This window comes from Burkholderia ubonensis (genome assembly GCF_001718695.1).
Classification (GTDB): Bacteria; Pseudomonadota; Gammaproteobacteria; order Burkholderiales; family Burkholderiaceae; genus Burkholderia; species Burkholderia ubonensis_B.
Genome location: NZ_CP013422.1, coordinates 179,940 through 205,844, shown reverse-complemented (window position 1 = coordinate 205,844; position 25,905 = coordinate 179,940). Strand labels below are relative to the sequence as shown.

Genomic DNA, 25,905 nt, shown 5'->3' with positions numbered 1-25,905 from the left:
TCATGGATTTCCGACGCGTTATCCGGCACCTGCTCATGACGAAATGGCGGGTCAACGCCGCCTTCCCGAAACCGACGCTGGCGAAGATCGAGGCAGCGGTAAAGGCGAGCCACGTCGCGCACGCGGGCCAGCTGCGCTTCGCGGTAGAGGGCGCATTGCATAGCGCCGCGTTGCTTCGAGGACAGACCGCCCGCGAGCGCGCGATTGACGTGTTCTCGGAGCTTCGGGTCTGGGACACCGAGCACAACAACGGCGTGCTCATCTACTTGCTGCTGGCCGACCGGGACGTCGAGATTGTCGCGGACCGAGGCATCCATTCGCGCGTCACAAGTGAAGAATGGGAAGTGGTCTGCCGCACCATGGAAACCGCATTCAAGGCTGGCAGCTTCGAGTCTGGCTCGATACACGGGATTGAGCTCGTCACCGAACTGCTCAAGAAACATTACCCGTCTCGCCGTCCTCCTCAGGACGAGTTATCCAGTAAGCCCGTCGTGATGTGACCTGCCGCCAATTCGATAACGCGGCGCGACCTGTGACCGGCTAAGGAAGCGCATGCCGCTCCCGCCGGCGACGACATGTCGGTTCGCGGATGCCGCTACGCGTCGTCACGATGACGACATCGCAACGCGCGTCACGTCATGCTAGACTTTTGCCCCATGTCGTACTGGCGCAAACTCTTCCTCGTTCTGTTCCTCGCACTGAGCCTTCCGGTTCAGTCGTTCGCTGCGATTGCAATGCAGTGCGCGGCGGCACATGCGGACGAAGACGTCGAGTTCGCCACTGGCGCCGGGCAACCGCTTGCCGAGCAGTACCATGAAGCGGCCGACGTACACGCGGCAGCTGACCACGGCACGCACCAGCACAGTCTGGCAGATACCCACCACGCGCACTCGTGCTCGACCTGCGTGTCGTGTTGCGTCGGCGCTGGATTGCCAACCGCGCCGTCGGTCGCGCGGTCGTTCGATTCCGCACTCACCGCTGTCTTCCCTTCCTCTTCTACCGCAGCCGCGTCATTTCTGACCGCTGGCATCGAGCGGCCTCCCCGAATCCTTCTCGTCTGAGCTTCGCGTCGCAGCGTGTGTGCTGCGGCGTTCATCTCGCTTTGGCGGCGCGTTCCGGCCGCCCGGCTGACATTCGACGAGAAAAAACATGCGAATCCTATCTGCAGCGCTGCTCGGCGCGGCGGCAGCATTGCCGACGCTCGTCCTCGCTACGACGTCCGTTCCCGACCCGTCAGACGCGGTAGCGTCGGTCCCGGCCGTTGCCGCCCCGTCGGCATTTGACGATTACCAGCCGTACGAAGACGGTGAGGCGCCCACCTGGCAACAGGCAAATCGGGCCGTCACGCCGGCACGCCCCAGCTCGAAGCGCGAGGCAACCTCCAGCAGCCCCTCGAACACGAGTCATCACTCGACACACGAGAGGGACGGCCAATGATCGAGCGACGCATTTCCATTCGGTTGATTGCCGGTGCCGTCGCGCTGGTCGTGCTCGCCGGCTGTACGACGTTTTCCAGGGATGGCGGTTTCAATACCGTCTCGACCACCGCATCGGAGCGGCTCGGGAAAGAGGCGCTGTTCGTCCGTACCGAGCAGGACCGTGACGCGGTCGCGCAACGCACGCGCGAACTGCTCGGAAAACCGCTGGCCATGGATGACGCCGTCCAGGTCGCCTTGCTCAATAACGCGGGACTGCAGGCGTCCTACGCCGAGTTGGGAATCTCGGAAGCGGACCTTGTCCAGGCCGGTCGCCTCCCCAATCCGGGCTTCAGTTTCAGCCGCACGCACTGGAGCGACAACTTCGGCATCACGCGCACGTTTTCCGCGAACGTGCTGGCCATCCTGACGCTGCCGCTGGCCACGCGCATCGAAAGCCGCCGCTTCGAGCAGACCAAACTCGAGACGGCCGATGCGATGCTCAAAGTGGCCGCTGACGCCCGCCGCGCATACGTGAGCGCCGTGGCAGCGGAGCAGTCCGCGAAGTATGCGGAACAGGTCAAGGACTCCGCCAGTGCCGGAGCAGAACTGGCGCACCGGATGCAGCAGGCCGGCAACGCCAGCCGGCTCGACTACGCGCGCGAGCAGGCGTTTTACGCCGACGCGGCGACTCAGGTTGCGAAGGCGCGGCAACAGGCCTTTGCAGCGCGAGAAAAGCTGACTCGCGTGATGGGCGTTTGGGGCGCGGCGACGCAATACAGCTTGCCGGAGCGGCTGCCGGACTTGCCCAAGGAGCGGCCGGAACTGAAGGACCTTGAGGTCTTCGCGATGCAGAACCGGCTCGACATCCAGGCCGCCAGGTTGCGCACGCAAGGTGTCGCGACGTCCCTCGGCCTGAGCAAGGCGACGCGCTTCATCAACGCGCTCGATGTCGGGTATCTGAACAACTACGAGACCGACAAGGGGCATGAGCACGGCTACGAGATCAGCATCGAGATTCCCGTCTTCGACTGGGGCAGTGCCAAGGTTGCGCGGGCGGAAGCGCTGTACATGCAATCGGCGAGCAAGCTGGCACAGACGGCCGTCGACGCACGCTCCGAGGTCCGCGAATCGTACGTCGCCTACGTAACGAACTACGACATCGCGAAGCACTATCGCGACGAGGTCGTGCCGCTGCGCAAGACCATCTCGGACGAGCTGCTGCTCCGCTACAACGGCATGCTCGCCAGCGTCTTCGAGCTGCTCGCGGATTCGCGCGAGCAGGTCGGCGCGGTCAACAGCTACATCGACTCGCTGAAGGACTACTGGCTCGCGGAGACCGACCTGCAACTTGCACTGGGTGGACGCCTCCCTCCGCCCGACCGTCCAGTAGACGCTTTTGCCCGTTCAACCCAGCAATCAGCGACGGCCGCAGCCACGCTCGCGGCGCCGCACACGCAGTCCGAAGGTAATTGAGATGGTGTCACGACGAACATTCCTGAGCGGCTCGGGTGCCGCATTGCTGGGTGCCGCGATGGTCAGCAAGGCGGGCGCCGCGTCGCTCCCCGAAGCACCGACGATGGCGAAGGCGGCGACGCAGCCGCCGCTCGTGCCGCCCAACGGACGCCCGTATACGCCGGTCTCGACGCTCAACGGCTGGAGCCTGCCGTGGCGCATGAAGAACGGCTGGAAGGAATTCCACCTGACGGCCGAGCCGGTCGTGCGCGAGATGGCGCCCGGCATGAAGGCGAACCTGTGGGGCTACAACGGGCAATCGCCCGGCCCGACCATCGAGGCGGTCGAGGGCGACAAGGTCCGCATCTTCGTGACGAACCGGCTGCCCGAGCATACGACCGTGCACTGGCACGGCATGCTGCTGCCCTCCGGGATGGACGGCGTCGGGGGGCTCACGCAGCCGCACATCCCGCCCGGCAAGACGTTCGTCTACGAGTTCGAGCTGGAGAAGCACGGGACCTTCATGTATCACCCGCACGCCGACGAGATGGTGCAGATGGCGATGGGGATGATGGGCATGTTCATCGTGCACCCGAAGGACCGCGGCGTGATGCCGGTCGACCGGGACTTCGTGTTCCTGCTGGCGGCCTACGACATCGACCCGGGCAGCTACACGCCGCGCGTCAACGAGATGACGGACTTCAACATGTGGACGTTCAATTCGCGCGTGTTCCCGGGCATCGACCCGCTGCCGGTGCGCGCGGGCGACCGCGTGCGCATCCGGTTCGGCAACCTGACGATGACGAATCACCCGATCCACCTGCACGGCTACAGCTTCGAGGTGGCCGGCACGGACGGCGGGTGGATTCCGCCGGCCGCGCGCTGGCCGGAGGTGACGGCCGACGTCGCGGTGGGCCAGATGCGCGCGATCGAGTTCACCGCGAACCGCCCCGGCGACTGGGCGTTCCACTGCCACAAGTCGCATCACACGATGAATGCGATGGGCCATCAGGTGCCGAACCTCATCGGCGTGCCGCAGAAGGATCTCGCGAAACGCATCAACAAGCTGGTGCCCGACTACATGGCGATGGGCAGCACCGGCGGCGCGATGGGCGAGATGGAGATGCCGCTGCCCGACAACACGCTGCCGATGATGACCGGCACCGGGCCTTTCGGTCCGCTGGAGATGGGCGGCATGTTCACCGTCGTCAAGGTCCGGCAAGGGCTGGGCCGGAACGACTACCGCGACCCGGGCTGGTTCAGGCATCCGAAGGGAACCGTGGCCTACGAATACACCGGCGAACTGCCGGACGGCTGAACGACACAACCAGGCCGGGCCTGACCCGGCCGTCCGTTTCACCCCCTCAACCCTGGAGAAAGCACGATGAAAAAAGCACTTGTTTCGATTGCGATGGGCTGTGCGCTGACCTTCGCTGCTGCAACGTACGCGGCCAGCGACATGGGCAACATGAGCATGGGCAGTGGAACCATGCAATCCGCCGACATGAAGGACAGCATGTCGCACGGTGAAATCAGGAAGGTCGACACGGCCGCCGGCAAGCTGACCATCAAGCATGGCCCGCTCGAGAATCTCGGCATGGACGCGATGACGATGGTTTTCAAGGTCAAGGACGCGGCGATGCTGTCGCAGGTGAAGGCCGGCGACAAGATCGATTTCGTCGCCGAGGAAGTGAACGGCGCGCTCACCGTCACGAAGCTGCAGAAGCAATAAGGACATCCAGCGGGGCGCCTGTATCGCGCCCCGCCCTCACCATTCGAGACGAGCAAGAACATGAAGACTCTCACATTCAGGCAGTTTGCCGGCCTTGCTGCGGCTGGCGCTATCGCAGTCGTGCCTGTCGCAGCATTGGCGCACGGAAAGCTGGAAAGTGCCGTTCCGGCGTCGGGCGCCATCGTCGACGCCGCGCCGGATGCGTTGCGCCTGACCTTCAACGAAGACCTCGAACCGACCTTCAGCACGATAAAGGTCACTGACGCGAGCGGCACCTCCATCGGAAAGGAAAGAGCGAAGGTCGATGCTGCCAATCCACGCGTCATGACCGTTGCCGTGCCGAAGCTCGCGTCGGGTGTCTACGCCGTGCAATGGGCGGTGATGACCTCCGACTCGCACAAGACCAAAGGCACCTACGTGTTCAGGGTGAAGTGATGAACGACGGGTTCCTCGGCATCTTGAGGCTGGTCGCGGTCGCCGTGCAGAACGTCGGCTTCGCCGTCGTCGTCGGCGCCCTGCTCAGCAGCCAATGGCTTGCGCGCGGTGAGTCGACCTGGCAACAGCGCGTCGGCCGGCGTCTGGTCGTCACGCTTCGAGCGGCGTCCATCGTCTCGCTGCTGGCGAGCACGCTGTCGTTCTGGGCGCACTGCGCGTTGATGAGCGAGTCGACGCTGTTCGACGCCGGTCCGGCCGTGTGGTCGATGCTCGCGGGAACCGGCTTTGGGCATGCGTGGCTGGTCGGCGCGTTTTTCACGCTTTGCATAGCCGTACTGGCATTCCTGCGGTCGGGAAACGAAACCCGCTTGCCGTTCGCCATATGGGGTGCGTTAGCGGGCGTCGCGCTGGCGCGCAGTAACGCCGGACATCCCGTCGACGCAGGGCTGTTCAGCGTGCCGGTCTGGGTGGACTGGCTGCATCTGTTGGCCATCAGCGCGTGGGTCGGCCTCGTGCTGGTGACGACTTACGTGGTTATGCCGCGCCTGCTCGATGCCCCGGGAAACGAACGGCAGACCAGCGCATCGTTCGTGCAGTCGCTTTCCGATGCATCGACTTGGGCGCTGATCGTCCTGTTCAGTACGGGCGCATACAACGGATGGCGAGGCGTCAACGTTCCCGCCAATCTGTTGCACTCGATTTACGGGCAAGTTCTCATGCTCAAGCTGGCGCTCGTACTGCTTGGCGCCGCACTCGGCGGACACAATCGCTTCTTCGAGATGCCCACGCTTCTGTCGACATTGAAAAAGCCGTCGGAAGCGATTCCTGGGAGGCCGCTCCGTCGATTCGGCAGGGTGCTCCATGTGGAATCTCTCGTACTGGTCGGCGTGCTGATGGTAGCGGCCGTGCTTGGTTCGAGCCCGTTGCCAGGAACGACTTGAGCGACACAGCATCATCGTCCGTTCACGCCGGTGGTTCGCCCGTGTAGATACGTCGTGCTCGAGTAACGACCTTGACCGCCGGAAATCCGTTTCTCTATCTGGTCAGGTTCCTTGACCTTCCCATAGTGGGAAGGTCAAGAATGTGCATCATTGGGGCTCGAAATGGGCCACCAAAGGAGGCGGTCATGAATATCGGTGAGGTGGCGAAGTCTTCCGGCGTTTCAGCCAAGATGATTCGTCACTATGAAGAGGCCGGGCTCATCCGGCCCGCGACGAGAACGGCATCGAACTATCGGGTCTACACGGCCAAGGATGTCGAGGTCCTCCGCTTCGTGCGACGGGCGCGACATCTCGGCTTCTCGACTACGCAGATTTCGGCGTTGCTGGCGCTCTGGGAAGACCGCGAACGTCCCAGCAGCGAGGTCAAGCAGCTCGTGACGCAGCACATCGACGACCTGAACGAGCGTATCCGCGAACTCGTCGAAATGCGCGACACACTCCAGTATCTGGCCCAGCACTGCAAGGGCGACTCGCGCCCGGATTGCCCGATATTGGCGGAGTTGGCCAGGCAAACGCATTGCGACTGACTCAGGACAGAGGCCGGGCCTCGCACCCGGGTTCGAATAACACCGAATCAGTGCCGATAGCGAAGGAGCGTCAAGATGAACAGTCAACGTGAAGACGATGGGGCACCTCAGCAGCCGGTTTCAGCGCACTCGTCAGACGGACATCATGCCCATGGCACGCGTGGGCACCAGCATGCCGTCGAACACGAAGATGACGCGCATGCGCATCTCCACGGGGGAGACCGCGACCACGGTGGTACGGGGGCGCAACTCCACGACCCCGTATGCGGGATGCCGGTCAGGCAGACATCACGCTTTCGCAGTGAATACGACGGGAAGCCATACTTCTTCTGCAGCCAGGCCTGCCTGACGAAGTTTCACGCCGCCCCCTCGAAATACGTCGAGCCATCGAGTGCTGCGGCATCGCCTGCTATGCCGGACGGCACAATCTACACGTGCCCGATGCATCCGGAAATCCGCCAGGACCATCCGGGGCAATGCCCGAAGTGCGGCATGACGCTCGAGCCGGTGCTGCCGACAATTGAAGAAGGTGAAAACCCCGAACTGGTCGATTTCCGCCGTCGATTCTGGTGGACGCTGCCGCTGACTGCCATCGTCTTCGTCCTGGCAATGTCCGGCCATCAGTTCCAGTTGATGCCGTCGTCGACCGAGAGTTGGGTCGAATTCATCCTTACCTCGCCAGTCGTCCTGTGGGCCGGCTTCCCGTTTTTTGCGCGGTGTGTGCGCTCGTTCGTCAATCGCAGCCCGAACATGTGGACGCTCATCGGGCTCGGGGCCGGAGCGGCGTACGTATATAGCGTCATCGCTACAGTCTTTCCTGGTGTGTTTCCTGAGACGTACCGCGCCCACGGTCGGGTCAGCGTGTATTTTGAAGCTGCAGCGGTCATCATCTCGCTCACGCTGCTTGGTCAATTGCTTGAGCTGAAGGCGCGCTCGCAGACGTCGGCGGCCATCAAGGCACTTCTTGGCCTTGCCCCGAAGACGGCGCGCCGCATTAACCCGGACGGCTCAGAGGAAGACATTCCGTTGTCCCGCGTGCATGTAGGCGACTCACTTCGGGTTCGGCCAGGCGAGAAAGTCCCCGTGGATGGTGTCGTGACCGACGGCACGAGTTCGTTGGACGAGTCCATGATTACCGGCGAGCCCATTCCCGTCACGAAGCGCGTCGGCGACCACGTCATTGGCGCGACGATGAACGCAACGGGCAGTCTGGTCATCCGGTCGGAGAAGGTCGGCTCCCAGACTGTGCTGTCGCAAATCGTGCAGATGGTCGCGCAGGCGCAGCGGTCTCGCGCGCCCATGCAGCGGATGGCAGACAAGGTTGCGGGCGTATTCGTCGTCGGGGTCGTGAGCGTCGCTCTTCTGACGTTCCTCCTGTGGGGCATATTCGGGCCCGAGCCCAGCTGGGTATTTGGCCTCATCAATGCGGTCGCCGTGCTCATCATCGCGTGCCCGTGCGCGCTTGGCCTCGCCACGCCGATGTCCATCATGGTCGCCAGCGGCAAGGGGGCATCGAGCGGGGTGCTCTTCCGCGACGCGGCCGCCATCGAGAACCTGCGCCAGGTCGACGTTCTCATCGTGGACAAGACGGGAACCCTGACCGAGGGCCGTCCCGCGTTCGAGCGCACCGCAGCGGCAAATGGATTCACCGACGAGGAGGTGCTTCGACTGGCCGCCAGTCTGGACCAGGGCAGCGAGCATCCGCTTGCTGCCGCCATCGTGAAAGCTGCACGCGAGCAAGGTCTTGCGCTGGACCGGGCGGAGGCCTTCGAATCCGCGACGGGAATCGGCGTGCGCGGGCTGGTCGCCGGCCGACAGCTGGCGCTCGGCAATACCGCGCTCATGCAGACTGACCAGGTATCCGTCGAGTCGCTAGCCAATGAAGCAGACAGTATGCGAGCACAAGGAGCAAGCGTCATGTACTTGGCGGTCGATGGACGCCTGGCCGGACTGCTGGCGGTAGCCGATCCCATCAAGGCGACGACGCCGGAAGCGCTCGCGACATTGAGGGAAAACGGCATTCGTGTCGTGATGGCGACCGGCGACGGCGTGGTGACGGCCAAGGCCGTTGCCGGGAAGCTCGGCGTCGACGAATTCCATGGCGAGGTCAAGCCGGCCGACAAGCTCGACCTGGTGACGAAGCTTCAGCAAGCCCGGCATGTTGTGGCAATGGCGGGAGACGGCATCAACGACGCGCCGGCGCTCGCGAAGGCGGATGTCGGCGTTGCCATGGGAACAGGCACGGACGTGGCGATGAGCAGTGCGCAAGTGACGCTCGTCAAGGGCGACTTGCGTGGCATCGCGCGCGCGCGGGAGCTGTCCGAAGCAACCGTCGCGAACATGAAGCAGAACCTCGGCTTCGCGTTCGTTTACAACGCGCTCGGGGTTCCGTTGGCGGCCGGGGTACTTTACCCGTTCACCGGATTGCTGCTCTCGCCGATGATTGCGGCGCTTGCGATGAGTTTGAGTTCCGCGTCCGTCATCTCAAACGCGCTACGGTTGCGCAATGCGAAGATTTAGTGTGCTCACGCGTTCGCCGGGATTGTGAAGCGTGTCAACCGTGACCGGAGCCGAATTCACCCGTTCTTGGCACCCGGAATCGATAGCACGTCTACTCGCGGCAAGTGGCGCGCTGCACCTTGCGCGCTCAAATCTTCAACGTCGTCGACAGGTATTTGAACACCGTCGAAACGCGCCGCAGATGCCGCGACTCCCGGTGAGTCAGCACCCATAGCTCGGTCTGGCAGTCGTGCAGGACATCGGTCAATTGCACGAGGTCGGAGCGGCCGCGGGTCAGGAACGTCGGCAGGATGCCGACGCCCATGCCGAGGGCGACCAGCTCCATCACGGTCAGGATGCTGTTGACCTTGTAGTGCGGCACCACTTTCCTGAAATGACGCTTGCGCCAGATGACCGACGGATGGCCCGGCAGCGCGTCGTCCGGCGCGATCCAGCGTACCTTGCCCGCCGTGACGTCGTCATAACTGCGCGCGGCCTCGTAGTGCTTCGACGCAAAAAGCGCTACGTCAATGGGACCGACATGCTTGCCGACGAGATATTCCGGTGGCTCCTTCGTCGCACGCACGGCGATATCGGCATCGCGGCGCCCGAGGTCGGCGATCTCGTTGCCCGTGTGCAATTCGTACGCAAGCCGCGGATGTATGGCCTCCAACTGCTTCAGTGCCGGCCCGACCAACCCGTGCAGGATCGTGTCGGTGGTCGTGATGCGCACCGTGCCGCCCACCTGCTCGGGCGCTTGTTGGGCGATCGAGCGGGCCGATTCGACCTGCACTTCCACTTGCTCGGCGTGTTCCGCGAGCGCCAGCCCGATTTCCTTCGCGCGATAGCCGGAACGGGTCCGTTCGAACAACTGCTGCTGCAGGCCGCGCTCGATTCGCCGCAGATTGCGAAACACCGTCGATGCGTCCACTTGCAGTCGCTCGCCCGCCTGAACGAGCGTGCCCGTGCGGAAAAGTGCCAGGATCGTTTCGAGATCTGCCGCGCTGAGCTTGTATGGCATCCAGTTGTCTCCCGTGCATTGCATTTTTGCATTCACTCTTTGTAATTATGCTTATTATTCAAGCATATCCGCAATGCTAAATTCGGTCCCGCTTTGCCAACTCTCGCAATGGGTACCGATATGAATCAATCGATTTCAACAAATGCCAATGCCGCCGCCTATGGCGCGTTGCTGCTCCGAGTGGCATTGGGCGTCATGTGGATCGCCCATTCACTGCTGAAATTGCTGGTCTTTACCCTGCCGGGCACCGCGCAGTATTTCCAGAGCGTCGGCTACCCCGGCTTCCTGGCCTATCCGGTCTTCACTGCCGAGTTCGCCGGCGGGATCGCGCTCGTGCTGGGCGTCTATGCGCGCCAGGTTGCATTGCTGCTGGTGCCGATCATGGTGTGCGCGACGCGTGTGCATTTGTCCAATGGCTGGGTGCATACGAGCCAGGGCGGCGGCTGGGAATACCCGGTGTTCCTCATCGTCGCGTCCGTCGCGCTGTGGCTGCTCGGCGATGGCGCGCTCGCGGTACGCCGCAGCGAGCGCTTCGCGCTTGGCGCGGCCTGACGGAGCGAGGCATCGACATGAGCACGCTCCAATACCACCTCGTCAGCCACGTGCTTTGCCCGTACGTCCAGCGCGCCGTCATCGTGCTGACCGAAAAGGGTGTGCCGTTCGAACACACGGATGTCGACCTGAGCAACAAGCCAGACTGGTTTCTCAGGATTTCTCCGCTCGGCAAGACGCCGGTGCTGGTCGTCGATGGCGCGCCCATCTTCGAATCGGCGGTGATCTGCGACTATCTCGACGAGACGCTCGCGCCGCCGCTGCATCCCGATGCGCCGCTCGAGCGGGCGCGACACCGTGCCTGGGTCGAGTTCGCATCGGTACTGCTCAGCGCCATAGCGGGCTTCTACACGGCTCCGGACGAAGCGACGCTCGCCGGGAAAACCCGCGACATCCGCGCGCGATTCCAGCAGCTCGAAGACACGCTCGGCGCTGGCCCGTATTTCAGCGGCACGCATTTCAGCATCGTGGACGCGGCATTCGGGCCGGTGTTCCGCTACTTCGACGTGTTCGAACAGATCGACGACTTCGGGTTCTTCGCGGCCCTGCCCAAGGTCACCGCCTGGCGGCAACGGCTTGCCGAACGGCCGTCCGTGCGTGCAGCGGTCCGGGCTGATTATCCGCAACTGCTGATGGAATTCCTGCTCAAGCGCGGCTCGATGCTGTCGACGCGTATCCGCGAGCACGTGCTGCGCGTTCAGGATTGAATTGAGATCAGTTATATGTGCGCCGGCGAGGAACTGAAGCCGGCACAAGAATGTGCAGCCGTAACTTGAAAGACATCTGTTTATCGTCGCCAGCCGGCTGCTGAACGTTCTTGCGTCCGGTCACGGGTACGTGCACGACAGCGGGCGCGATGGTTTTACTTCTGCGCGATCGCTTGGCACGAAATCGTGAGATCGCGCGTGCACGGTTGCACCGCACGTTGCTTCGTTACCCGACGCCGGAAGTGAAAACCAACGTCGCGGCTGGAAATCACGGACGAAATGGAGCGCCAGGACACCAACCCTGCGTTCAGTGCTGCAAGCACATTGCGTTCGCGTCACTCGCGTCGAACTTTCGAAAGCTGGTGCAAGACCAGGGGCGCTGACGAAAGGACAACGCATTCGCCGTGTGCAGGAATCTCACGCGAGCTTCCAAGCCTCCCAGCCTGGCCAGCCACAACCCATCTCCTCCCGCAAACGGGCCGGTCCCACGCCCCCCTTACCCCCATTTAAAACCGTTCGGTTTAAAATCCCCGCATATCCCACCTCGAGAGAGATGACCCCCCATGGGCAGACCGAAAAAATTCAGCCGCGAAGGCGTGTTGGAAAAGGCGCTCCCGGTCTTCTGGAAATACGGCTCCGCCGGCACATCGCTTCAGCAGCTGGAACAGGCGACCGGCGTCAACAAGTCCGGGCTCTATTCCGAGTTCGAGGACAAGGAAGACCTGTTTCTGCACAGCCTGCTCTATTACTACGAGCATCGTGGCGCGCTGCGGATCCTCACCGCGGAACCGAAGGGCTACGCCAACATCGAGCGCTTTCTGCGCCTCGGCGACCCGCAAGACAACGGCTGCGTCGGCTGTTTCTCGGTCAATTCGATCCGCGAATTCCCGTCGCTGTCCGAGCGCGTGCGCGACGTGCTCGCCGCGTACCACCACCGGCTGATGCCGCAGATCATCGAAAACATCGACGCCGAGCCTCACACACTCCCCGCCGCAACCATCGCCACGATCGTCTCGGTGTTCTTCGCCGGCTATTGCATCGAACGCAATCTGCCCGAGCTGGCGGAAAGCGACGCCGTCGGCGCGTTCATGCAGGCGCTGCGCCTCCTCTGAAGCGCCACGCCGCGCGCAGCACGGACCGATAGCCCACCCTTTCTGAACCGATTGGTTTTTTTAATTTGTCCGCCGCCCGCCACTCACCCATACTGAACCGGTCAGTTCAATAAGCATCGATCCAAGCGGAGAGCAGCCATGGCCCTGAAGATCCGCCCCATCAATTTCGGCAACATGTCCGGCGGCGTGTCGTTCCGGGACTCCGGTTCACCGGCCACGCGCCGTGTGCCCGTGCTTCTGACCCACGGTCGCACGCACCGTTGACCGGCTGCCCCGCGCATCCATCCAGTTTCCCGGCCCGCATGCTCCCAGGCCACCGGCCTTGAAAAGGACCCACACATGACTACGCCCCTCCCCGCGCGCACGGCACGCGCGCTTCGCATCCTCAGCCTCGCATACTTCGTCCAGGCGACCGGTGCGCTCTCCGTCGTCGGCAGCCTCGATTCGATCTCGCGTCAGTGGGGGCTCGCGGATTCGCAAAGCGTCTACCTCGTCACCGTGTTCGGCGTCACCTTCGCGTTCGCCGCGCCGCTGCTGCAGGTCGGCTTCGGCCATCTGCCGCGTCGTCGCCAGGTGCTGCTCGGCCTGACACTGTTCAGTGCGGCGGCGCTGCTGCTCGCGGCCGCGCCGAATTACCCGGTGCTGCTGCTGTCGCGCGTGCTGATGGGCCTCGGTGCAGGCTTCATCGGCCCCGTGCTCGGCGCATTGGGCTCGAGCCTCGTCGAACGCGAGCAACAGGGCAGCGCGATCGCCGTCGTGCTGCTCGGCCTGAGCGTCGCCGGCCTGGTGGGCATGCCGCTGTCCGCATGGATCGCGCACGCATGGGGCGCTCGCGTGCTCTTTCTCGTCATCGGGCTCGCCGGCGCAGTAACCGCCGCGCTGATCCTCCGCCTGATCCCGGACACGAGCCAGGGCGAGAACATCGATTTCGCGACGGTTTCGGCGCTCCTGACGCGCACCGATACGCTCAGCGCGTTCCTCGTCGTCTTCTTCATCGCGGCCGGCGTCTACTCGACCTACGCCTTCATCGCGCCCATCATTCGCGACGCGTTCCATGCAGGCGCCAATACGGTATCGACCGCGCTCGTCGTATTGGGCGCCGCGGGCATCGCCGGCAACCTGTTCGTGACGCGCGCCGCGCGTCGCTATAGCGCCGAAGCGATGCTGTTCGCCGGCCTCGCATTGCTCGCGCTCGACCTCGTGTTTCTCCGCTTCACGCCGCCGAGCCTGCGCCTGCTGTTCGTCGCGCTGGTCGTGTGGGCGTTCGCAACCGACCTGCTGTGGCCGTCGCAGCAGCGCCGCATCGTCGAACTCGTGCCGCAATGGCGCGGCATCGCACTGGCCTTGACGGCATCCTTCGTGTTTTGCGGAATCGGCGTCGGCTCCGCCGTTGCGGGCTGGGTCTATCCCGCGTTCGGCCTGACAGGCTCGATCGGCAGTTCGCTCGCGTTCCTCGCGCTGGCGACCGGCAGCCTGCTCGTGTCGCGCGCGTCGGTCAATGCGAAGCGCAGCGCCGACGTGTCGCCCGCGCCCCCATCGCTTCAATCATGAAGAAGCCGTCGAAGCCACGCAGACCTCCGCGTCGCGCGGCGCGCCGCGACGATGCGTGCAGGCATCGCGGCCGTCGCTGGCCCGGTTCATCGCACAGCCGGGCCAGCGTTTCGCAGCGGTCGGCAACTGCTTTTTCCTTCCATTGCAGAAACTCTTACTCGCCATCTGCGGCTACTCGACCGCCGGGCGACCGACGACAATCCGGATGACCGTTGCGACCGCGTAAGCGCGTTCGCTTCTTCCTCTCGAGGCATGGCGATCATGTTGAATGCGTTGTCGACCCTTCTCGTCGGCGAGCTGCTCCTGCCGGGCCTCCTGATCTGGAAAGGCGGACCATCGCCGGAGTTCGAAGGATTCGAGCAAAAGCCTGCTGTCGTGGCTCGCCATGTTGTTCGTGCCCGCGGCTACCGGGCGATGACGGCTTTCGATCAGTTGGCGACCGACTGGCTCATGCAGCGGCTCAGCAACGCTCGCGACAAAACGGAATCCAGACATGACCTCTGACCTCGCGCCCGCATAGGCGGTGTTGCAGCAGCAACCTCTCTAGGGGCTGCTCGCGACATTGATCGCATATCTGCTCAGGCTGTCCGTGAATCAGGCGCGCGCCGCGGTCCCGCTTCCATCGCCACAATGAATAACGGCGGCCGGAAATCCGGCCGCCGTCCGTTTCAGAACCGATCTCGACGAGCTCAAATCAGCTTCTCGAGCAACACGACTTGGAGCGTCGCCTTACCGTCGAGCGCACGCGCCAGCGTCTGGAATGCCGGCGCTTCGCCATGCACGTGCAGCGCATGCTCATCCCGCCAACGCTCGATCATCGTGAAGCGATGAAACGCGTCGCGGTGTCGATGCAGCTCGTACTGCTCGCACCCGTCTTCGTTTCGAACGGCCGGTACTGCCGCCAACAGCGCATCTTCCACCGCCGCGACGTGTCGCGGATCTGCGGTAATCGTGGCAACCACATACTGCTTCGACATCGATGGCCTCCATTCGCCACTGGATCGTTTCGTGCGCGAGCGCGCGCGTTGCATCGCTTCAGAACGCAGCGACGGCGAGCATTCCGCACGACACGCAGCTGCGTCGCGATATCGGAGCGCACCAGCTCGCGAGCACGGCGTCATGCCGTGCAAATCGAGCCGGATACGCACGCGCTCAATCGACCGCCGGAAAATCCAGCGTCGTGTCGTTCACACGGTTTACCAGATTCGTGAACGTGATCGATGTGACGACCAGGATCGTCTCGATCACCTGGCGCTCCGTGAACCCTGCTTCCAGCACTGCGTCGAGCACGGCAGCGGGCACCGTATCGCGGCTCGTCACGATCGAGCGCACGAACGCGAGCAACGCATCGCGGCGCGCATCGCCGGTTGCGTGGCCGGCGCGGATCTGCTTCATCGCGTCCGGCGCGAGGCCGGCCATCTTGCCGATCATCGTATGGGCGGCCAGGCAGTAATCGCAGCCGGACAGCGCGCTGACTGCGAGGCGCACCGCCTCGACATCGGCCTGCTCCAGCGAACTTGCGGCGATCGCGGCGTCGACGTTCAGCATCGCCGCGAGACCGGCCGGACTGTGCGTGCCGATGGTCGCGTAGGCGTTCGGGACCTTGCCGATCGCGGCCTTGATCTGGTTGAACACGACTGCGGTTTCGCCGGTTGCTTCCGACGGCTTCAAGGTGGTCAAGCGGGTCATATATATATCTCACTAGGCTGGATAATCGGGAGCCGCCCGATGAAGGTCGGCGCAATAGCGCGGAGCGCGGGCCAATGCCCGCATTCCGAGCCTTTACTGCGGATCAAACGTGACAAGGATCGAATACGCGCCATCGCGCAATACCGATTTTTCCTTGCACTCTTGTCGTCGAAGCTGATATCGACTTCGTCGTCACGTGCGCATGGCAGACATCGCTTTGAATCGATCTCGCGCACCAACATGTGAATCGACACCGACGTGTGCGAGCGAAATCACCGGCCCGGTTCGCCCGGCACCAGGTTGTTGACCACGGACGTCACGCCCGCGACGCGCGCCGCACTGTCGCCGGCGAGCTGCACCTGTTCGCTGTCGGGCACGTATCCGGTCAGCGTCACGACGCCATGGCGGACCAGCACCCGCGCATTCACCGCGTTCAGCCCTTTCGTTTTCGACAACGCCCAAACGATTTTCCGCGACAGCGCCCGATCGGCAGCGCGTTCGGTCTTTCGTTCGGCCTTCTTCACTTCTTTCTGACTGACGACCGCATCAGAAGACGGAGCGGCATCCTGTTCCGCTGCATGGGCGGACACGCCGAAAGCCAAATACGTTACGTACAGTACCGACGCGACAATCTTCTTCATCACAGGCTCCTCAAAAGACGTTGGTGGAAATTCGACAAGGGCTGAAACCCGAACGAATGGTAGACAAGCGCCTACCCGCGCTCAATGGCGTATTTCCGAAAACAGCATTCACGCATCGATGATGGTCTGCCGCGCCCGCCCAAACGGCCGCTCTATACCTGCGTATAGGTGCGTTGAATGGTTGGAGCCGGTGCGAATACACCATGACGACGCCACGCGGCTCATCGGAAAGGCGTCGCTGCACGCGATTGCGCCCGCCGCGCTGGCCGAACTGCGTGCGCCGATTCAGTATTCATGCTGGATGAATTGAGTTTATGGGCGGGGCGCGTTGATCGACCCGCCATACGACTCATACACTGCATCGCACTACCTCGACACGAACGAGGAAGCGCATGCAGCACCGAGCCACCGGCATCACGCAAGCGGCTCATGCGCTTCCCCGGCCCGTGTCGAGCACTTCGACACCCTCACCGGAGCAACAGCATGACGCAAGCACATCAAGGCACCGCACTCATCACCGGCGCATCGTCGGGCATCGGCGCGATCTATGCGCAACGGCTCGCACGCCGCGGCTTCGATCTCGTCCTCGTCGCCCGCAATCGCGACCGGCTCAACGACTTCGCCAAGCGCATCACCGACGACACGCACCGCAACGTCGAAGTGATCGCCGCCGACCTCGGCGATCCTCGCGCGCTCGCCGAGATCGAAGCGAAGCTGCGCACCGACGCGAGCATCACGATGCTGGTGAACAACGCCGGTGCCGGCACGCACAAGCCGCTGCTCGAAAGCGACGTCGACGCCATGACGCGCATGATCGACCTCAACGTCACCGCGCTGACGCGTCTGACCTATGCCGCCGCACCGGGCTTCGTCGCGCGCGGTCACGGCGCGATCATCAACATCTCGTCGATCGTCGCGATCGGCCCCGAGCTGCTGAACGGCGTGTACGGCGGCAGCAAGGCGTTCACGCTCGCCTTCACGCAGTCGCTGCATCACGAGCTCGCCGACAAAGGCGTGCAGGTGCAGGCCGTTCTGCCCGGCGCGACGGCCACCGAGTTCTGGGACAACGGCAGCCTGCCGCTCGACAACCTGCCGAAGGAGATCGTGATGTCGGCGTCCGACCTCGTCGACGCCGCGCTGACCGGCTTCGACCGTCACGAGCTGGTCACGATTCCGTCGCTGCACGCAGCGGAAGAATGGGATGCCTACGACGCCGCCCGTCGCGTCATGACGCCCCATCTGTCGAACAGCACCGTCGCCGCACGTTACGCCGTCACGCACTGACCTCGGTCATCCAACTTCGCAACCGCTCAAGTCAATCATTCAAAGGAACCACGATCATGAAACTCACCGGTAACACCATCTTCATCACCGGCGGTACCTCGGGCATCGGCCGCGCACTCGCTGAAAACCTTCATCGGCGCGGCAACAAGGTGATCGTCGCCGGGCGTCGCCGCGCCCTGCTCGACGAGATCGCCGCCGCGAATCCGGGCATCGACACGGTGGAGCTGGACGTCGGCGACGCGCAGCAGATCGAGCGCGTCGCACGCCAGCTGATCGCCGACTATCCGACCTTGAACGTCCTCGTCAACAACGCGGGCATCATGCCGTTCGACGATGCCGCCGGTGCGCTCGACGATGCCCAGGCCGTGCGGCTCGTGAACACCAACCTGCTCGGCCCGGTGCGCCTGAGCGCCGCGCTCGTCGAGCATCTGAAGGCGCAACCGGAGTCGTACATCATCAACAACAGCTCCGTTCTCGCCTACGTGCCGCTTGCGTCCACCGCGCTCTACTCGGCCACCAAGGCGGCGATTCACTCGTACACGCTGTCGCAGCGCTTCGCATTGCGCGACACGAGCGTGCGGGTGCTCGAAATCGCGCCGCCGTGGGTCGATACGGACCTCGTCCACAAGAGCGGCGATCCGCGCGCGATGCCGCTCGACGCGTTCATCGCGGAGACGATCCAGCGTCTCGAAACCGCGACGACCGAAGTCGTGGTCGAGATCGCACAGCCGCTGCGCAACAACGTCGGCCCGAACGAGCATGCATTCGTCGAGCAGTTCAATCAGGCGCTCGCGGAAAACCCCATTCCGGTCGCGTGAGTCCTCGCGGATTCGATCTTTTGGACAACCTGAGGAGTCGCGTCATGGAAAGCCCCAAACAATACGAGTATCTGTTCCTCGGCGGCGGCAAGGGCGGCAAGTCGCTGGCGATGGATCTCGCGCGTAGCGGCAAGCGCGTGGCCATCATCGAGCGCGGGATGATCGGCGGTTCGTGCATCAACGTCGCCTGCATTCCGAGCAAGACGCTGATCCAGAATGCCCGCAACATGCATGCGTGGCGCTCGGCCGACGCGACGGCGCATCCGGTGGCCGACATGGCGCGGGTCCACGCGAACGTCCGCGCCGTGGTCGACGGGATGGTCGACGTCAACCGCCGCGCGTTCGAGCAGTCCGGCCTCGATCTGGTGATCGGCTCCGGCCGCTTCGTCGCGCCGCGGCGCATCGCCGTGCGCGCCGCCGACGGCAGCGAGCAGCTGTTCGAAGGCGAGAACGTCTACATCAACACCGGCACCGTGGCGACGATCCCCGACGTGCCGGGGCTGCGCGACGCCGCTCCGCTGACCCACGTCGAGGCGCTCGGCCTCGACGTGCTGCCGGCACGGCTGATCGTCATCGGCGGCGGCTACATCGGCCTCGAGATGGCGCAGGCGTTCCGGCGTCTCGGCAGCGAAGTCGTAGTGATTCACGACGCGCCGCGCGTCGCGGTTCGCGAGGACGAGGACGTCAGCATCGAGATCCAGAACGCGTTCGAAGCCGACGGGATCGCGTTGCGGCTGTCTGCACGCATTGCCAGCGTGGAGGGCCTATCGGGCACCGGCGTCACGGTCGTGCTCGCCGACGGCACGACCGTCGAAGGCAGCCATCTGCTGGTGGCGACGGGCCGGCGCCCGGTCACCGACGACCTCGGCCTCGATCTGGCCGGCGTCGAGCGCGACGCGCGCGGCTTCATCGAGGTCGACGACACGCTGGCGACCACCGCGCAACGCACCTGGGCGATCGGCGAAGTGGCCGGCACGCCGATGTTCACGCATGCGTCGTTCGACGACTATCGCGTGCTGAAAGCCGGCATCGACGGACGCGGCGGCAGCACGGCGTCGCGGGTGATTCCGTACGCGTTGTTCACCGATCCGGAGCTGGCGCGCATCGGTCTGAACGAAACGGACGCCAAAGCGCGCAACACGCCGGTCATCGTCGCGAAACTGCCGATGGCAGCCGTGCCGCGCGCGCGCACCAATGGCACCACGCGCGGCTTCATGAAGGCGCTCGTCGCACCCGACAGCGGCCAGATCCTCGGCTTCACGATGGTCGGCTCGGGCGCGGGCGAAGTGATGTCGGCCGTGCAGATGGCGATGATCGGCAAGCTGCCTTATACGTCCGTGCGCGACGCGATCCTCGCTCACCCGCTTCTCGCCGAAGGGCTGAACCTGCTGTTCGCGACGATCAAGTAAGCCGACGGCCGGGTTTTCCCGGCTGATCGTGCCGGCCACGCCGGCCGCCGATGCCGTCGCGACGCGTCCTGCGTCGCGACGGCATCGGCGCGTCCGCGCGCCTTCCACGTCCCGGATCGAAGCAACTGCACTTAGCGCGCTCGCGCCGATACGATCCGGTAGAATCCGCGGGCGAGTTCGAATGGCGCGCCGGCGTTCCCATCGATTGGGACGTCGGCGCGTGCGCCATTTCGAACTCCGAGAAAAACATGCCTTCGCCGACACCGACGCTCCGCTGCGGGCGCGTTGCCGGATCGCGGGCGAGGTCGCCGTTCTTCCACTCGCATCCAGTACCCGGCTGTGCTTCGTTGCCCACGCGAACGACGCGCACGCGCGGCTGTGCGTCGTGGCGCGGACACCTGAATTGCTGTTGGCATTCGACATCGACGACCGGAGGCATTGCCATGGACAGATTGACGCAGCCGTTCTCGCCGAGCAACGGGGGAACCTCTTGGATCTGAACGCGACGCGCTCGTCCGATCATCCGGTCGACGGCGGCGACTCGAACGACGCGGCGCGGGAAACGCGCATTTCGCGGCATCTTGCGCTGCGCATCCTGCCGATCTTCATGTTCGCGTACGTGGCCGCCTACGTCGACCGCATCAACGTCAGCTTCGCGAAACTGCAGATGGTGGTCGATCTGGGTTTCAGCGACGCGGTGTTCGGCTTCGGCGCCGGTACGTTCGCGCTGGGCTACGTCGTGTTCGAGGTGCCGAGCAACATGATCCTGCAGCGGGTCGGCGCGAAGCGCTGGCTCACGCGCATCATCCTGTCGTGGGCGATCGTTTCGGCGTTGACCACGTTCATCGCGACGCCCAAGCAGTTCTACGTGATGCGCTATCTGCTCGGCGTCGCGGAAGCCGGGCTCGTACCGGGCATCGTCTACTACATCTCGCAGTCGTTCCCGCGATACCACCGTGCGCGGGTGCTGTCGACCTTCTACGCGGCGCTTCCGCTGTCCGGGCTGATCGGCTCGCCGTTGAGCGGCTTCATCATGGAATACTTCGACGGCATCGCCGGGCTGTCCGGATGGAAATGGATGCTGGTCGTCGAGGCGTTGCCGGCGTTCGTCGCGGCGCTGCTCTGCTGGAAGTATCTCGAGGACGACGTCACCCAGAGCCGCCACGAGAGCGAGGCCGACCGCGCGTACCTCAGCCGCACGCTCGCCCAGGATCGGGCGCTGGCCGCATCGGCGTCCAACGACCAGATGTTCGGCAGCTGGATTTTCTGGACCTTCGGCGTGATCTACTTCCTCGACGTGTTCGGCATTTACGGCTACACGCTATGGGCGCCGACGATGATCAAGTCGCTCGGCGTCGGAAGGGATTTCGTCATCGGGCTGATCGCAGCGCTACCGAATGCGGTCGCGATGATCGTGATGATCACGGTCGGACAAAGCGCGGATCGTCACCGCGAACGGCGCCTGCATACGGCCGCGCTGTTCCTGCTCGCCGCGGCGGGGCTCATGCTCGCGCTGGTCTGGCATGGCAACCTGTGGCTGACCGTGCTCGCGCTGTGCATCGCCAACGCCGGGTTGCTGTCCGTGCCGCCGGTGTTCTGGGGAATGCCGACGGCGGTGCTCGGCCCCAGCAATGCGGCCAGCGGCATCGCGTGGATCAGCGCGATCGGCAACATCGGCGGCTTTTTCGGTCCGTACGTGGTCGGCGTGCTGAAGCAGTCGTCGGGCAGCTTCGCGCTGCCCGTATCGTGCATGATCGTGTGCCTGCTGGCCGGCCTGGGTCTCACGCTGGTGCTGCCCAAACATATCGTGAACCGATAAGCCGCAGCGCTCACGCCGCCGCAGCGCCTCGTGCAGGCGCGGCGGCCGGCAGCGTTACTCCGCCGCGGGATCGAGCCCCAGCGCTTGCGCGCCGAGCACGAATTCGGGCAGCGTTCGCGCGCCCATCTTGCGCATCGCGTGGCCGCGATGGATCTTCACGGTGATTTCGCTGAGCCCCATCTCCGCGGCGATCTGCTTGTTGAGCAGGCCGCTCACCACGTACTTCATCACCTCGCGCTCGCGCGGCGTCAACGTGCCGTAGCGGCGGCGAACGTCGGCGAGGCGACCGTCCGACTTGCGGCGCTTCTCGTCCTTCAGCAACGCATTCTGGACGACGTCCAGCATGTCCTGATCGCGGAACGGCTTCGACATGAAGTCCAATGCGCCGTTCTTCATCGCCTTCACCGACATGGCGACGTCGCCGTGCGCCGTGATGAAGATGATCGGCAACTGAAGATCGCCGGCGACGATCTGCTCCTGCAACGCGAGGCCGCTTTGGCCTTTGAGCCGGACGTCGAGGATCAGGCAGCTCGGCACATCGCGCTTGTCGAAATCGAGAAACTCCTGGGCCGACCCGAACAGCTCCACGCCGAGGCCGACGGAGCGAAACAGCCGGCCAAGCGCGTTGCGCATCGAGTCGTCGTCGTCGACGACATACACGACGGAGTTCGTTGCGATGAGATCGGGACCGTTGCTCATGGCTGCGTGATTCCTTCGACTGGTAGAACGAACTGCATCGATGTCCCCTCGTTTTCTTGTGATTCGGCCCAGATGCGGCCACCATGCCCTTCGACGATCGAACGGCAGATCGACAGGCCCATTCCCATGCCTTCCTTCTTGGTCGTGAAGAACGGCGTAAACAGCGAATCGGCGTCCTGCGTCTTGATCCCGTGGCCGGAGTCTTGCACCGTGATCTGCGCGTTCGCGCCGTCGACGAGCCGCGTCGACACGGCCAGCGTGCGCCTGCGGCCGGCGACGCCGCTCATCGCCTGCACGGCGTTCATCAGCAGATTGATGATCACCTGCTGCAACTGCACGCGGTCGCCCCGCACCCACAGCGACGGCTGGCAGCTCTGCGCGACTTCGACGCCGTGGCTCTGCAGCTCGCGGCGCATCAGATCCATCGATTGCTCGACGAGCGACGTGACGTCGACGAGCGTATCGTCGCGGTCGTTGCGCTTCGCCATCGCGCGGATCTGACGAATGATATCGGTAGCGCGCCGCGCGTCGTCGGTCATTTGTTCGAGCGAGTCGCGCACTTCTTCGAGATCCGGCACGTCGTGATTCAGCCAGCGAAGCCCGGCCTCGCCCGACGTCACGATCGCGGCCAACGGCTGCGTGACCTCGTGCGCGATCGACGCCGCGAGTTCGCCGAGCATCGTGACGCGCGTGACATGCGCCAGTTCCGCGCGCGAGCGCTCGAGCGCCTGCTCGGCCTGCCGGCGCGCCTCGATGTCGGTGTTGACGCCGTACCAGCGGCGAATCCGGCCGTCCGCGTCGCGCAACGGCGCCGCGCCGATGATCATGCAGCGATACTCGCCGCTGCCGAGCTGGACGCGCGCCGTCACCTCGAACGGGCTGCCGGACGAAATCGCATCGTGCCAGGCCGCCTCGAGCGTCGCGATGTCGTCGGGATGGACGATGTCGCGCCACACGTCCGCGCCGTCGCGGGTTCTGACGTCGTAATCGGTCCAGCGGCGATTGAGGTACAGCAGGCGGCCGTCTTCCGCCGTGCTCCACACCATCGCAGGGATCGCATCGATCGTGGCCACCAGCTCTTCCTTCTGGCGGCGCAGCTCGGCTTCCAGCGACTTCGCCTGCGTGATGTCGCTGTCGGTCGACAGAATCGCGACCGGCTGGCCCGACTTGTCGCGCGACACGATCCAGCGGCTGGAGATCAGCACCGTCTCGCCGTTCTTGCGCGTGCGCGTCAGCTCCCCTTGCCAGCAACCTTCGCGGATCGTCGTGTCGATCAGCTCGGCGATCGGCGCGGCGGCGGCCGTCTGCGTCAGCTCGTAGAACGCCGCGCCGAACGCTTCCGGCGCGCGCCATCCGTACAGACGCTCCGCGCCCTTGCTCCAGAAGCGGACGCGCCCGTCGAGGCCGTACACGACGATCGCGTCGTGCGTGAGGTTGAGCAGATCGACCTGGTTCTGCAGCATGGCTCGGCTGCTCTGATTGCGCAACGCGAGCGCCGACACCGTCACGATCGCTATGACGCTGACGATGCAGCGCGCGAGCGAACTGACCGCGATCTGATCGCTTTGCGCGAGCAGGAAGCCGAGCACGGTCAGCGACACGCAGGCCCACGCCGTGCCGACGGTGACCGTCGTGGACGCCACCGACGCAACCAGCAGCACCACCACGACGTACAGCACGGCGACCGCGACGTCGACCGGCGCGAACGCGTCGACGAGGAACACCGCGAGACCCAGCGCGATCGCGACCGCGTACACCGCGCGCGGGCTGGTGCGCAGCTGCGCGTCGACATTGGGGCCGAGCGCGGACGCAGGCACCGCCGCAAGCTCGGGCGGCGCAATGATGTGGTCCACACGTACGCCGCGACCCTCGCTCATCTGGCGATTGCTATCCATATCTCGTGACTCGGTAAAAACGGATTTCGGATTACTGGGGGCCGCTGTTCGCGCCGACGTCCTCGAGGCGCTCCTGGATCTGCGCCGGGTCGACCGGTTTGCTGAACACGCAGATCGCGCCGAGCTTCATCGCCTGCTCGCGCGTTGCGTCGGATGGGAAAGCCGTGATGAAGATCACGGGAGGCGCCGGTCCGCGCTCGAGAAGGGCCGCATACATCTCCAAGCCGGTGATGCCCTTCATATGCACGTCGGAGATGATACACGCGACGTCGCCGATCGGATCGGCGTCGAGGAACGCCTCGGCGGACTCGTAGACGCGCACGTCCCAGCCCAGCGAGCGGACGAGACTGCGCGTCGCCCGACGGATGGACCGGTCATCATCGACGATGGAAACAATACCTCGGTTCGGCATACCAGCGGTCCTTGACCTTCAATTCAGAAAAATGGCGAGATCGCGCATTCGAGGTCCGCGGGCTCGACCGCATCCTATGCCGCCGGCATCGGCTCGAAAACTATACTTCGGTATAACGCCGCGCCCGAACCGCATGCCGTCGCCTCGTCAGCGCGGCTCACGCCGTGGCCGACAGCGGCTGGAAGCCCGCTGTAATGAACGGCCGCTCGCTGTTGTTGCGCTCGCTGTTCGGCGTCCAGTACGGCGCCGCGTCGCGCCCGCCGTTCGGCGCCGACGTGTGGTCGAAGCTGGCGATTTCCAGATCGCGAAGCTGCGTCTGCATCCAGTCGATGAACGCGCGGATCGACATCGGCACCTGGCGTCGATCCGGATACAGCACCGAAATCGGCAGCGGCGGCGGGCCGTACTCGCCGAGAATGCTGACGAGCGTGCCCTTCGCCAACTCCTCCGCGACCATCCGTTCGCTCACCTGCGCGATGCCGACGCCTTCGACCGCGTATCGAACGGCCGAACGCACGTCATTGACGGAAATGCGCTCCGCCAGCTTGAGCCGCGTCTCGGCGCCGTCCACCGTGTAACGGAACTCGCGGACCGGACCGAAGCGCCGCGGCGTGTAATGGATCACGTCGTGGCAATGGAGGCTGTCGGGGTCGACCGGCGTGCCGCGCGCCTTCAGATAGTCGGGGCTCGCCACCGTCACCGCACGGAAGTGCCCGACGCGCCGGCTGCGCAGCGACGAGTCGGCCAGCTGGCCGACCACGACCGCGCAGTCGACGCCGTTCGCGATCAGGCCGTCCGCGTCGCCGCCGACGTCGACCCGCAAGCCCACTTCCGGATGGTTCGCGCGGAACACCGGCAGGAACGGCAACACCGAATGCGCGACTTCCTGATCGAGATCCACCGCCAACCGGCCGCGCGCGACCTTCCCGGCGCCGCTCAGTTGCTGCTGCATCAGCTCGATCTCGCCGAGAATGCGCTGGCAGTGCTCCTGATACTGCTCGCCCTCCGTGGTGAGCCGGACGCAGCGTGTGGAGCGCTGCAGCAGCGTTGCGCCGAGATGCTCCTCGAGCCGGCGCACCAGCGTGCTGGCCGATGCCGCGCTGATGCCGAGCATCTCGGCCGCCGCGGTGAAGCTGCCCAGGCGCGCGACCTGGCTGAACACTGACATCGCATGCAGGGTACGGTCCATGCTGTTCTCCGGAATTCGTTGCGGTAGAAGGATTGATGTGAAG

General features: G+C 64.5%; 28 protein-coding genes and 1 pseudogene. 20 read left to right on the top strand and 9 right to left on the bottom strand.

The window, feature by feature from the left end:
- Positions 1-2 precede the first annotated feature (2 nt).
- The 10 genes and pseudogenes from WJ35_RS20950 to WJ35_RS20910 all read left to right on the top strand — a co-directional run bounded on the left by WJ35_RS20950 (position 3) and on the right by WJ35_RS20910 (position 9,085).
- A complete protein-coding gene (locus WJ35_RS20950; RefSeq protein ID WP_011881320.1) occupies positions 3-500 on the top strand; it encodes a TPM domain-containing protein in 498 nt (165 codons plus the stop codon).
- 156 nt (positions 501-656) lie between these two features.
- Positions 657-1,061 (top strand): hypothetical protein, encoded by a 405-nt coding sequence (locus WJ35_RS20945; protein WP_069240590.1) that lies wholly within the window; start codon positions 657-659, stop codon positions 1,059-1,061.
- Positions 1,062-1,149: 88 nt separating this feature from the next.
- Positions 1,150-1,359 (top strand): annotated as a pseudogene (locus WJ35_RS32315) (hypothetical protein); the annotation flags it as partial.
- A gap of 74 nt (positions 1,360-1,433) precedes the next feature.
- Complete coding sequence (locus WJ35_RS20940) at positions 1,434-2,891, top strand: TolC family protein (RefSeq protein ID WP_069239909.1); 1,458 nt, start codon at positions 1,434-1,436, stop codon at positions 2,889-2,891.
- 1 nt (position 2,892) lies between these two features.
- The gene (locus WJ35_RS20935; RefSeq protein ID WP_069239908.1) at positions 2,893-4,188 is read left to right on the top strand and encodes a multicopper oxidase family protein; all 1,296 of its coding nucleotides are present in this window, start codon (positions 2,893-2,895) and stop codon (positions 4,186-4,188) included.
- A 66-nt stretch (positions 4,189-4,254) separates the two neighbouring features.
- Positions 4,255-4,602, top strand: coding sequence for a copper-binding protein (locus WJ35_RS20930; RefSeq protein WP_069239907.1), 348 nt, complete (start codon positions 4,255-4,257; stop codon positions 4,600-4,602).
- Between the two features lie 60 nt (positions 4,603-4,662).
- Entirely contained in the window at positions 4,663-5,037 is a 375-nt protein-coding gene (locus tag WJ35_RS20925; protein WP_069239906.1) for a copper resistance CopC family protein, read from the top strand.
- Positions 5,037-5,978 carry a copper resistance D family protein gene (locus WJ35_RS20920; RefSeq protein ID WP_069239905.1) on the top strand — a complete coding sequence of 314 codons (942 nt, stop codon included), beginning with the start codon at positions 5,037-5,039 and terminating at the stop codon, positions 5,976-5,978. The genes WJ35_RS20925 and WJ35_RS20920 overlap by 1 nt, the downstream gene beginning before the upstream one ends.
- Before the next feature lie 185 nt (positions 5,979-6,163).
- A complete protein-coding gene (cueR, locus tag WJ35_RS20915) occupies positions 6,164-6,565 on the top strand; it encodes a Cu(I)-responsive transcriptional regulator (RefSeq protein ID WP_034194857.1) in 402 nt (133 codons plus the stop codon).
- A gap of 75 nt (positions 6,566-6,640) precedes the next feature.
- The gene (locus tag WJ35_RS20910) at positions 6,641-9,085 is read left to right on the top strand and encodes a heavy metal translocating P-type ATPase (RefSeq protein WP_080484400.1); all 2,445 of its coding nucleotides are present in this window, start codon (positions 6,641-6,643) and stop codon (positions 9,083-9,085) included.
- Positions 9,086-9,212: 127 nt separating this feature from the next.
- Here WJ35_RS20910 and WJ35_RS20905 read toward each other — a convergent pair whose 3' ends face one another.
- Complete coding sequence (locus WJ35_RS20905) at positions 9,213-10,085, bottom strand: LysR family transcriptional regulator (protein ID WP_011881311.1); 873 nt, start codon at positions 10,083-10,085, stop codon at positions 9,213-9,215.
- 120 nt (positions 10,086-10,205) lie between these two features.
- Here WJ35_RS20905 and WJ35_RS20900 point away from each other — a divergent pair, with 120 nt between their 5' ends.
- The 6 genes from WJ35_RS20900 to WJ35_RS31860 all read left to right on the top strand — a co-directional run bounded on the left by WJ35_RS20900 (position 10,206) and on the right by WJ35_RS31860 (position 14,511).
- Positions 10,206-10,637: a DoxX family protein gene (locus WJ35_RS20900; protein ID WP_011881310.1), complete on the top strand. Its 432-nt coding sequence runs from the start codon at positions 10,206-10,208 to the stop codon at positions 10,635-10,637.
- Between the two features lie 17 nt (positions 10,638-10,654).
- A complete protein-coding gene (locus WJ35_RS20895; protein ID WP_069239903.1) occupies positions 10,655-11,344 on the top strand; it encodes a glutathione S-transferase family protein in 690 nt (229 codons plus the stop codon).
- A 596-nt stretch (positions 11,345-11,940) separates the two neighbouring features.
- Complete coding sequence (locus WJ35_RS20890) at positions 11,941-12,456, top strand: TetR/AcrR family transcriptional regulator (RefSeq protein WP_224056470.1); 516 nt, start codon at positions 11,941-11,943, stop codon at positions 12,454-12,456.
- Positions 12,457-12,594: 138 nt separating this feature from the next.
- The gene (locus tag WJ35_RS32550) at positions 12,595-12,720 is read left to right on the top strand and encodes a hypothetical protein (RefSeq protein WP_257785827.1); all 126 of its coding nucleotides are present in this window, start codon (positions 12,595-12,597) and stop codon (positions 12,718-12,720) included.
- Between the two features lie 75 nt (positions 12,721-12,795).
- Entirely contained in the window at positions 12,796-14,007 is a 1,212-nt protein-coding gene (locus WJ35_RS20885) for an MFS transporter (protein ID WP_011881306.1), read from the top strand.
- A 51-nt stretch (positions 14,008-14,058) separates the two neighbouring features.
- Positions 14,059-14,511, top strand: coding sequence for a hypothetical protein (locus tag WJ35_RS31860; protein WP_174479781.1), 453 nt, complete (start codon positions 14,059-14,061; stop codon positions 14,509-14,511).
- A 185-nt stretch (positions 14,512-14,696) separates the two neighbouring features.
- Here the strand turns inward: WJ35_RS31860 and WJ35_RS20875 are convergent, their stop codons facing one another.
- The 3 genes from WJ35_RS20875 to WJ35_RS20865 all read right to left on the bottom strand — a co-directional run bounded on the left by WJ35_RS20875 (position 14,697) and on the right by WJ35_RS20865 (position 16,337).
- Positions 14,697-14,984 carry a putative quinol monooxygenase gene (locus WJ35_RS20875; RefSeq protein ID WP_014724392.1) on the bottom strand — a complete coding sequence of 96 codons (288 nt, stop codon included), beginning with the start codon at positions 14,982-14,984 and terminating at the stop codon, positions 14,697-14,699.
- Between the two features lie 175 nt (positions 14,985-15,159).
- Entirely contained in the window at positions 15,160-15,696 is a 537-nt protein-coding gene (locus WJ35_RS20870) for a carboxymuconolactone decarboxylase family protein (RefSeq protein ID WP_011881303.1), read from the bottom strand.
- A 272-nt stretch (positions 15,697-15,968) separates the two neighbouring features.
- Positions 15,969-16,337, bottom strand: coding sequence for a BON domain-containing protein (locus tag WJ35_RS20865; RefSeq protein ID WP_014724390.1), 369 nt, complete (start codon positions 16,335-16,337; stop codon positions 15,969-15,971).
- Positions 16,338-16,820: 483 nt separating this feature from the next.
- On the opposite strand from WJ35_RS20865, the gene WJ35_RS20860 reads away from it, so the two are divergent.
- Genes WJ35_RS20860 through WJ35_RS20850 form a run of 3 tightly spaced genes read left to right on the top strand, consistent with a single transcriptional unit; the run spans position 16,821 to position 19,848 of the window.
- Positions 16,821-17,621 carry an SDR family NAD(P)-dependent oxidoreductase gene (locus WJ35_RS20860; RefSeq protein ID WP_069239901.1) on the top strand — a complete coding sequence of 267 codons (801 nt, stop codon included), beginning with the start codon at positions 16,821-16,823 and terminating at the stop codon, positions 17,619-17,621.
- A gap of 56 nt (positions 17,622-17,677) precedes the next feature.
- The gene (locus tag WJ35_RS20855; protein WP_011881299.1) at positions 17,678-18,439 is read left to right on the top strand and encodes an SDR family oxidoreductase; all 762 of its coding nucleotides are present in this window, start codon (positions 17,678-17,680) and stop codon (positions 18,437-18,439) included.
- Between the two features lie 44 nt (positions 18,440-18,483).
- Positions 18,484-19,848, top strand: coding sequence for an FAD-dependent oxidoreductase (locus tag WJ35_RS20850; protein WP_060090746.1), 1,365 nt, complete (start codon positions 18,484-18,486; stop codon positions 19,846-19,848).
- Here WJ35_RS20850 and WJ35_RS31475 read toward each other — a convergent pair.
- Complete coding sequence (locus WJ35_RS31475) at positions 19,841-20,326, bottom strand: hypothetical protein (RefSeq protein ID WP_124260260.1); 486 nt, start codon at positions 20,324-20,326, stop codon at positions 19,841-19,843. The two genes, WJ35_RS20850 and WJ35_RS31475, sit on opposite strands and share 8 nt — an antisense overlap.
- A gap of 12 nt (positions 20,327-20,338) precedes the next feature.
- On the opposite strand from WJ35_RS31475, the gene WJ35_RS20845 reads away from it, so the two are divergent.
- A complete protein-coding gene (locus tag WJ35_RS20845) occupies positions 20,339-21,667 on the top strand; it encodes an MFS transporter (RefSeq protein ID WP_034194849.1) in 1,329 nt (442 codons plus the stop codon).
- A gap of 54 nt (positions 21,668-21,721) precedes the next feature.
- Here the strand turns inward: WJ35_RS20845 and WJ35_RS20840 are convergent, their stop codons facing one another.
- From WJ35_RS20840 to WJ35_RS20825, 4 genes are all read right to left on the bottom strand, one after another.
- Positions 21,722-22,366, bottom strand: coding sequence for a response regulator transcription factor (locus WJ35_RS20840; protein ID WP_011881296.1), 645 nt, complete (start codon positions 22,364-22,366; stop codon positions 21,722-21,724).
- On the bottom strand, positions 22,363-24,261 hold the full coding sequence (locus tag WJ35_RS20835) for an ATP-binding protein (RefSeq protein ID WP_069239900.1): 1,899 nt from the start codon (positions 24,259-24,261) through the stop codon (positions 22,363-22,365). The genes WJ35_RS20840 and WJ35_RS20835 overlap by 4 nt, the downstream gene beginning before the upstream one ends.
- Positions 24,262-24,292: 31 nt before the next feature.
- Complete coding sequence (locus tag WJ35_RS20830) at positions 24,293-24,673, bottom strand: response regulator transcription factor (protein WP_011881294.1); 381 nt, start codon at positions 24,671-24,673, stop codon at positions 24,293-24,295.
- Between the two features lie 157 nt (positions 24,674-24,830).
- Positions 24,831-25,862 carry a LysR family transcriptional regulator gene (locus WJ35_RS20825; protein ID WP_069239899.1) on the bottom strand — a complete coding sequence of 344 codons (1,032 nt, stop codon included), beginning with the start codon at positions 25,860-25,862 and terminating at the stop codon, positions 24,831-24,833.
- Positions 25,863-25,905 lie beyond the last annotated feature (43 nt).

Excerpts from the sequence above, each read along its gene's own strand:
- WJ35_RS20860 (WP_069239901.1), top strand. The coding sequence starts at position 16,821 with ATGACGCAAGCACATCAAGGCACCGCACTCATCACCGGCGCATCGTCG.
- WJ35_RS20935 (WP_069239908.1), top strand. The coding sequence starts at position 2,893 with ATGGTGTCACGACGAACATTCCTGAGCGGCTCGGGTGCCGCATTGCTG.
- WJ35_RS20910 (WP_080484400.1), top strand. The coding sequence starts at position 6,641 with ATGAACAGTCAACGTGAAGACGATGGGGCACCTCAGCAGCCGGTTTCA.
- WJ35_RS20835 (WP_069239900.1), bottom strand. The coding sequence starts at position 24,261 with ATGGATAGCAATCGCCAGATGAGCGAGGGTCGCGGCGTACGTGTGGAC.
- WJ35_RS20875 (WP_014724392.1), bottom strand. The coding sequence starts at position 14,984 with ATGTCGAAGCAGTATGTGGTTGCCACGATTACCGCAGATCCGCGACAC.
- WJ35_RS20830 (WP_011881294.1), bottom strand. The coding sequence starts at position 24,673 with ATGCCGAACCGAGGTATTGTTTCCATCGTCGATGATGACCGGTCCATC.
- WJ35_RS20930 (WP_069239907.1), top strand. The coding sequence starts at position 4,255 with ATGAAAAAAGCACTTGTTTCGATTGCGATGGGCTGTGCGCTGACCTTC.
- WJ35_RS20865 (WP_014724390.1), bottom strand. The coding sequence starts at position 16,337 with ATGAAGAAGATTGTCGCGTCGGTACTGTACGTAACGTATTTGGCTTTC.
- WJ35_RS20870 (WP_011881303.1), bottom strand. The coding sequence starts at position 15,696 with ATGACCCGCTTGACCACCTTGAAGCCGTCGGAAGCAACCGGCGAAACC.
- WJ35_RS20825 (WP_069239899.1), bottom strand. The coding sequence starts at position 25,862 with ATGGACCGTACCCTGCATGCGATGTCAGTGTTCAGCCAGGTCGCGCGC.
- WJ35_RS31860 (WP_174479781.1), top strand. The coding sequence starts at position 14,059 with ATGCGTGCAGGCATCGCGGCCGTCGCTGGCCCGGTTCATCGCACAGCC.
- WJ35_RS20950 (WP_011881320.1), top strand. The coding sequence starts at position 3 with ATGGATTTCCGACGCGTTATCCGGCACCTGCTCATGACGAAATGGCGG.
- WJ35_RS20920 (WP_069239905.1), top strand. The coding sequence starts at position 5,037 with ATGAACGACGGGTTCCTCGGCATCTTGAGGCTGGTCGCGGTCGCCGTG.
- WJ35_RS20945 (WP_069240590.1), top strand. The coding sequence starts at position 657 with ATGTCGTACTGGCGCAAACTCTTCCTCGTTCTGTTCCTCGCACTGAGC.
- WJ35_RS20840 (WP_011881296.1), bottom strand. The coding sequence starts at position 22,366 with ATGAGCAACGGTCCCGATCTCATCGCAACGAACTCCGTCGTGTATGTC.
- cueR (WP_034194857.1), top strand. The coding sequence starts at position 6,164 with ATGAATATCGGTGAGGTGGCGAAGTCTTCCGGCGTTTCAGCCAAGATG.
- WJ35_RS20895 (WP_069239903.1), top strand. The coding sequence starts at position 10,655 with ATGAGCACGCTCCAATACCACCTCGTCAGCCACGTGCTTTGCCCGTAC.
- WJ35_RS32550 (WP_257785827.1), top strand. The coding sequence starts at position 12,595 with ATGGCCCTGAAGATCCGCCCCATCAATTTCGGCAACATGTCCGGCGGC.
- WJ35_RS20850 (WP_060090746.1), top strand. The coding sequence starts at position 18,484 with ATGGAAAGCCCCAAACAATACGAGTATCTGTTCCTCGGCGGCGGCAAG.
- WJ35_RS20855 (WP_011881299.1), top strand. The coding sequence starts at position 17,678 with ATGAAACTCACCGGTAACACCATCTTCATCACCGGCGGTACCTCGGGC.
- WJ35_RS20940 (WP_069239909.1), top strand. The coding sequence starts at position 1,434 with ATGATCGAGCGACGCATTTCCATTCGGTTGATTGCCGGTGCCGTCGCG.
- WJ35_RS20885 (WP_011881306.1), top strand. The coding sequence starts at position 12,796 with ATGACTACGCCCCTCCCCGCGCGCACGGCACGCGCGCTTCGCATCCTC.
- WJ35_RS20905 (WP_011881311.1), bottom strand. The coding sequence starts at position 10,085 with ATGCCATACAAGCTCAGCGCGGCAGATCTCGAAACGATCCTGGCACTT.
- WJ35_RS20925 (WP_069239906.1), top strand. The coding sequence starts at position 4,663 with ATGAAGACTCTCACATTCAGGCAGTTTGCCGGCCTTGCTGCGGCTGGC.
- WJ35_RS20900 (WP_011881310.1), top strand. The coding sequence starts at position 10,206 with ATGAATCAATCGATTTCAACAAATGCCAATGCCGCCGCCTATGGCGCG.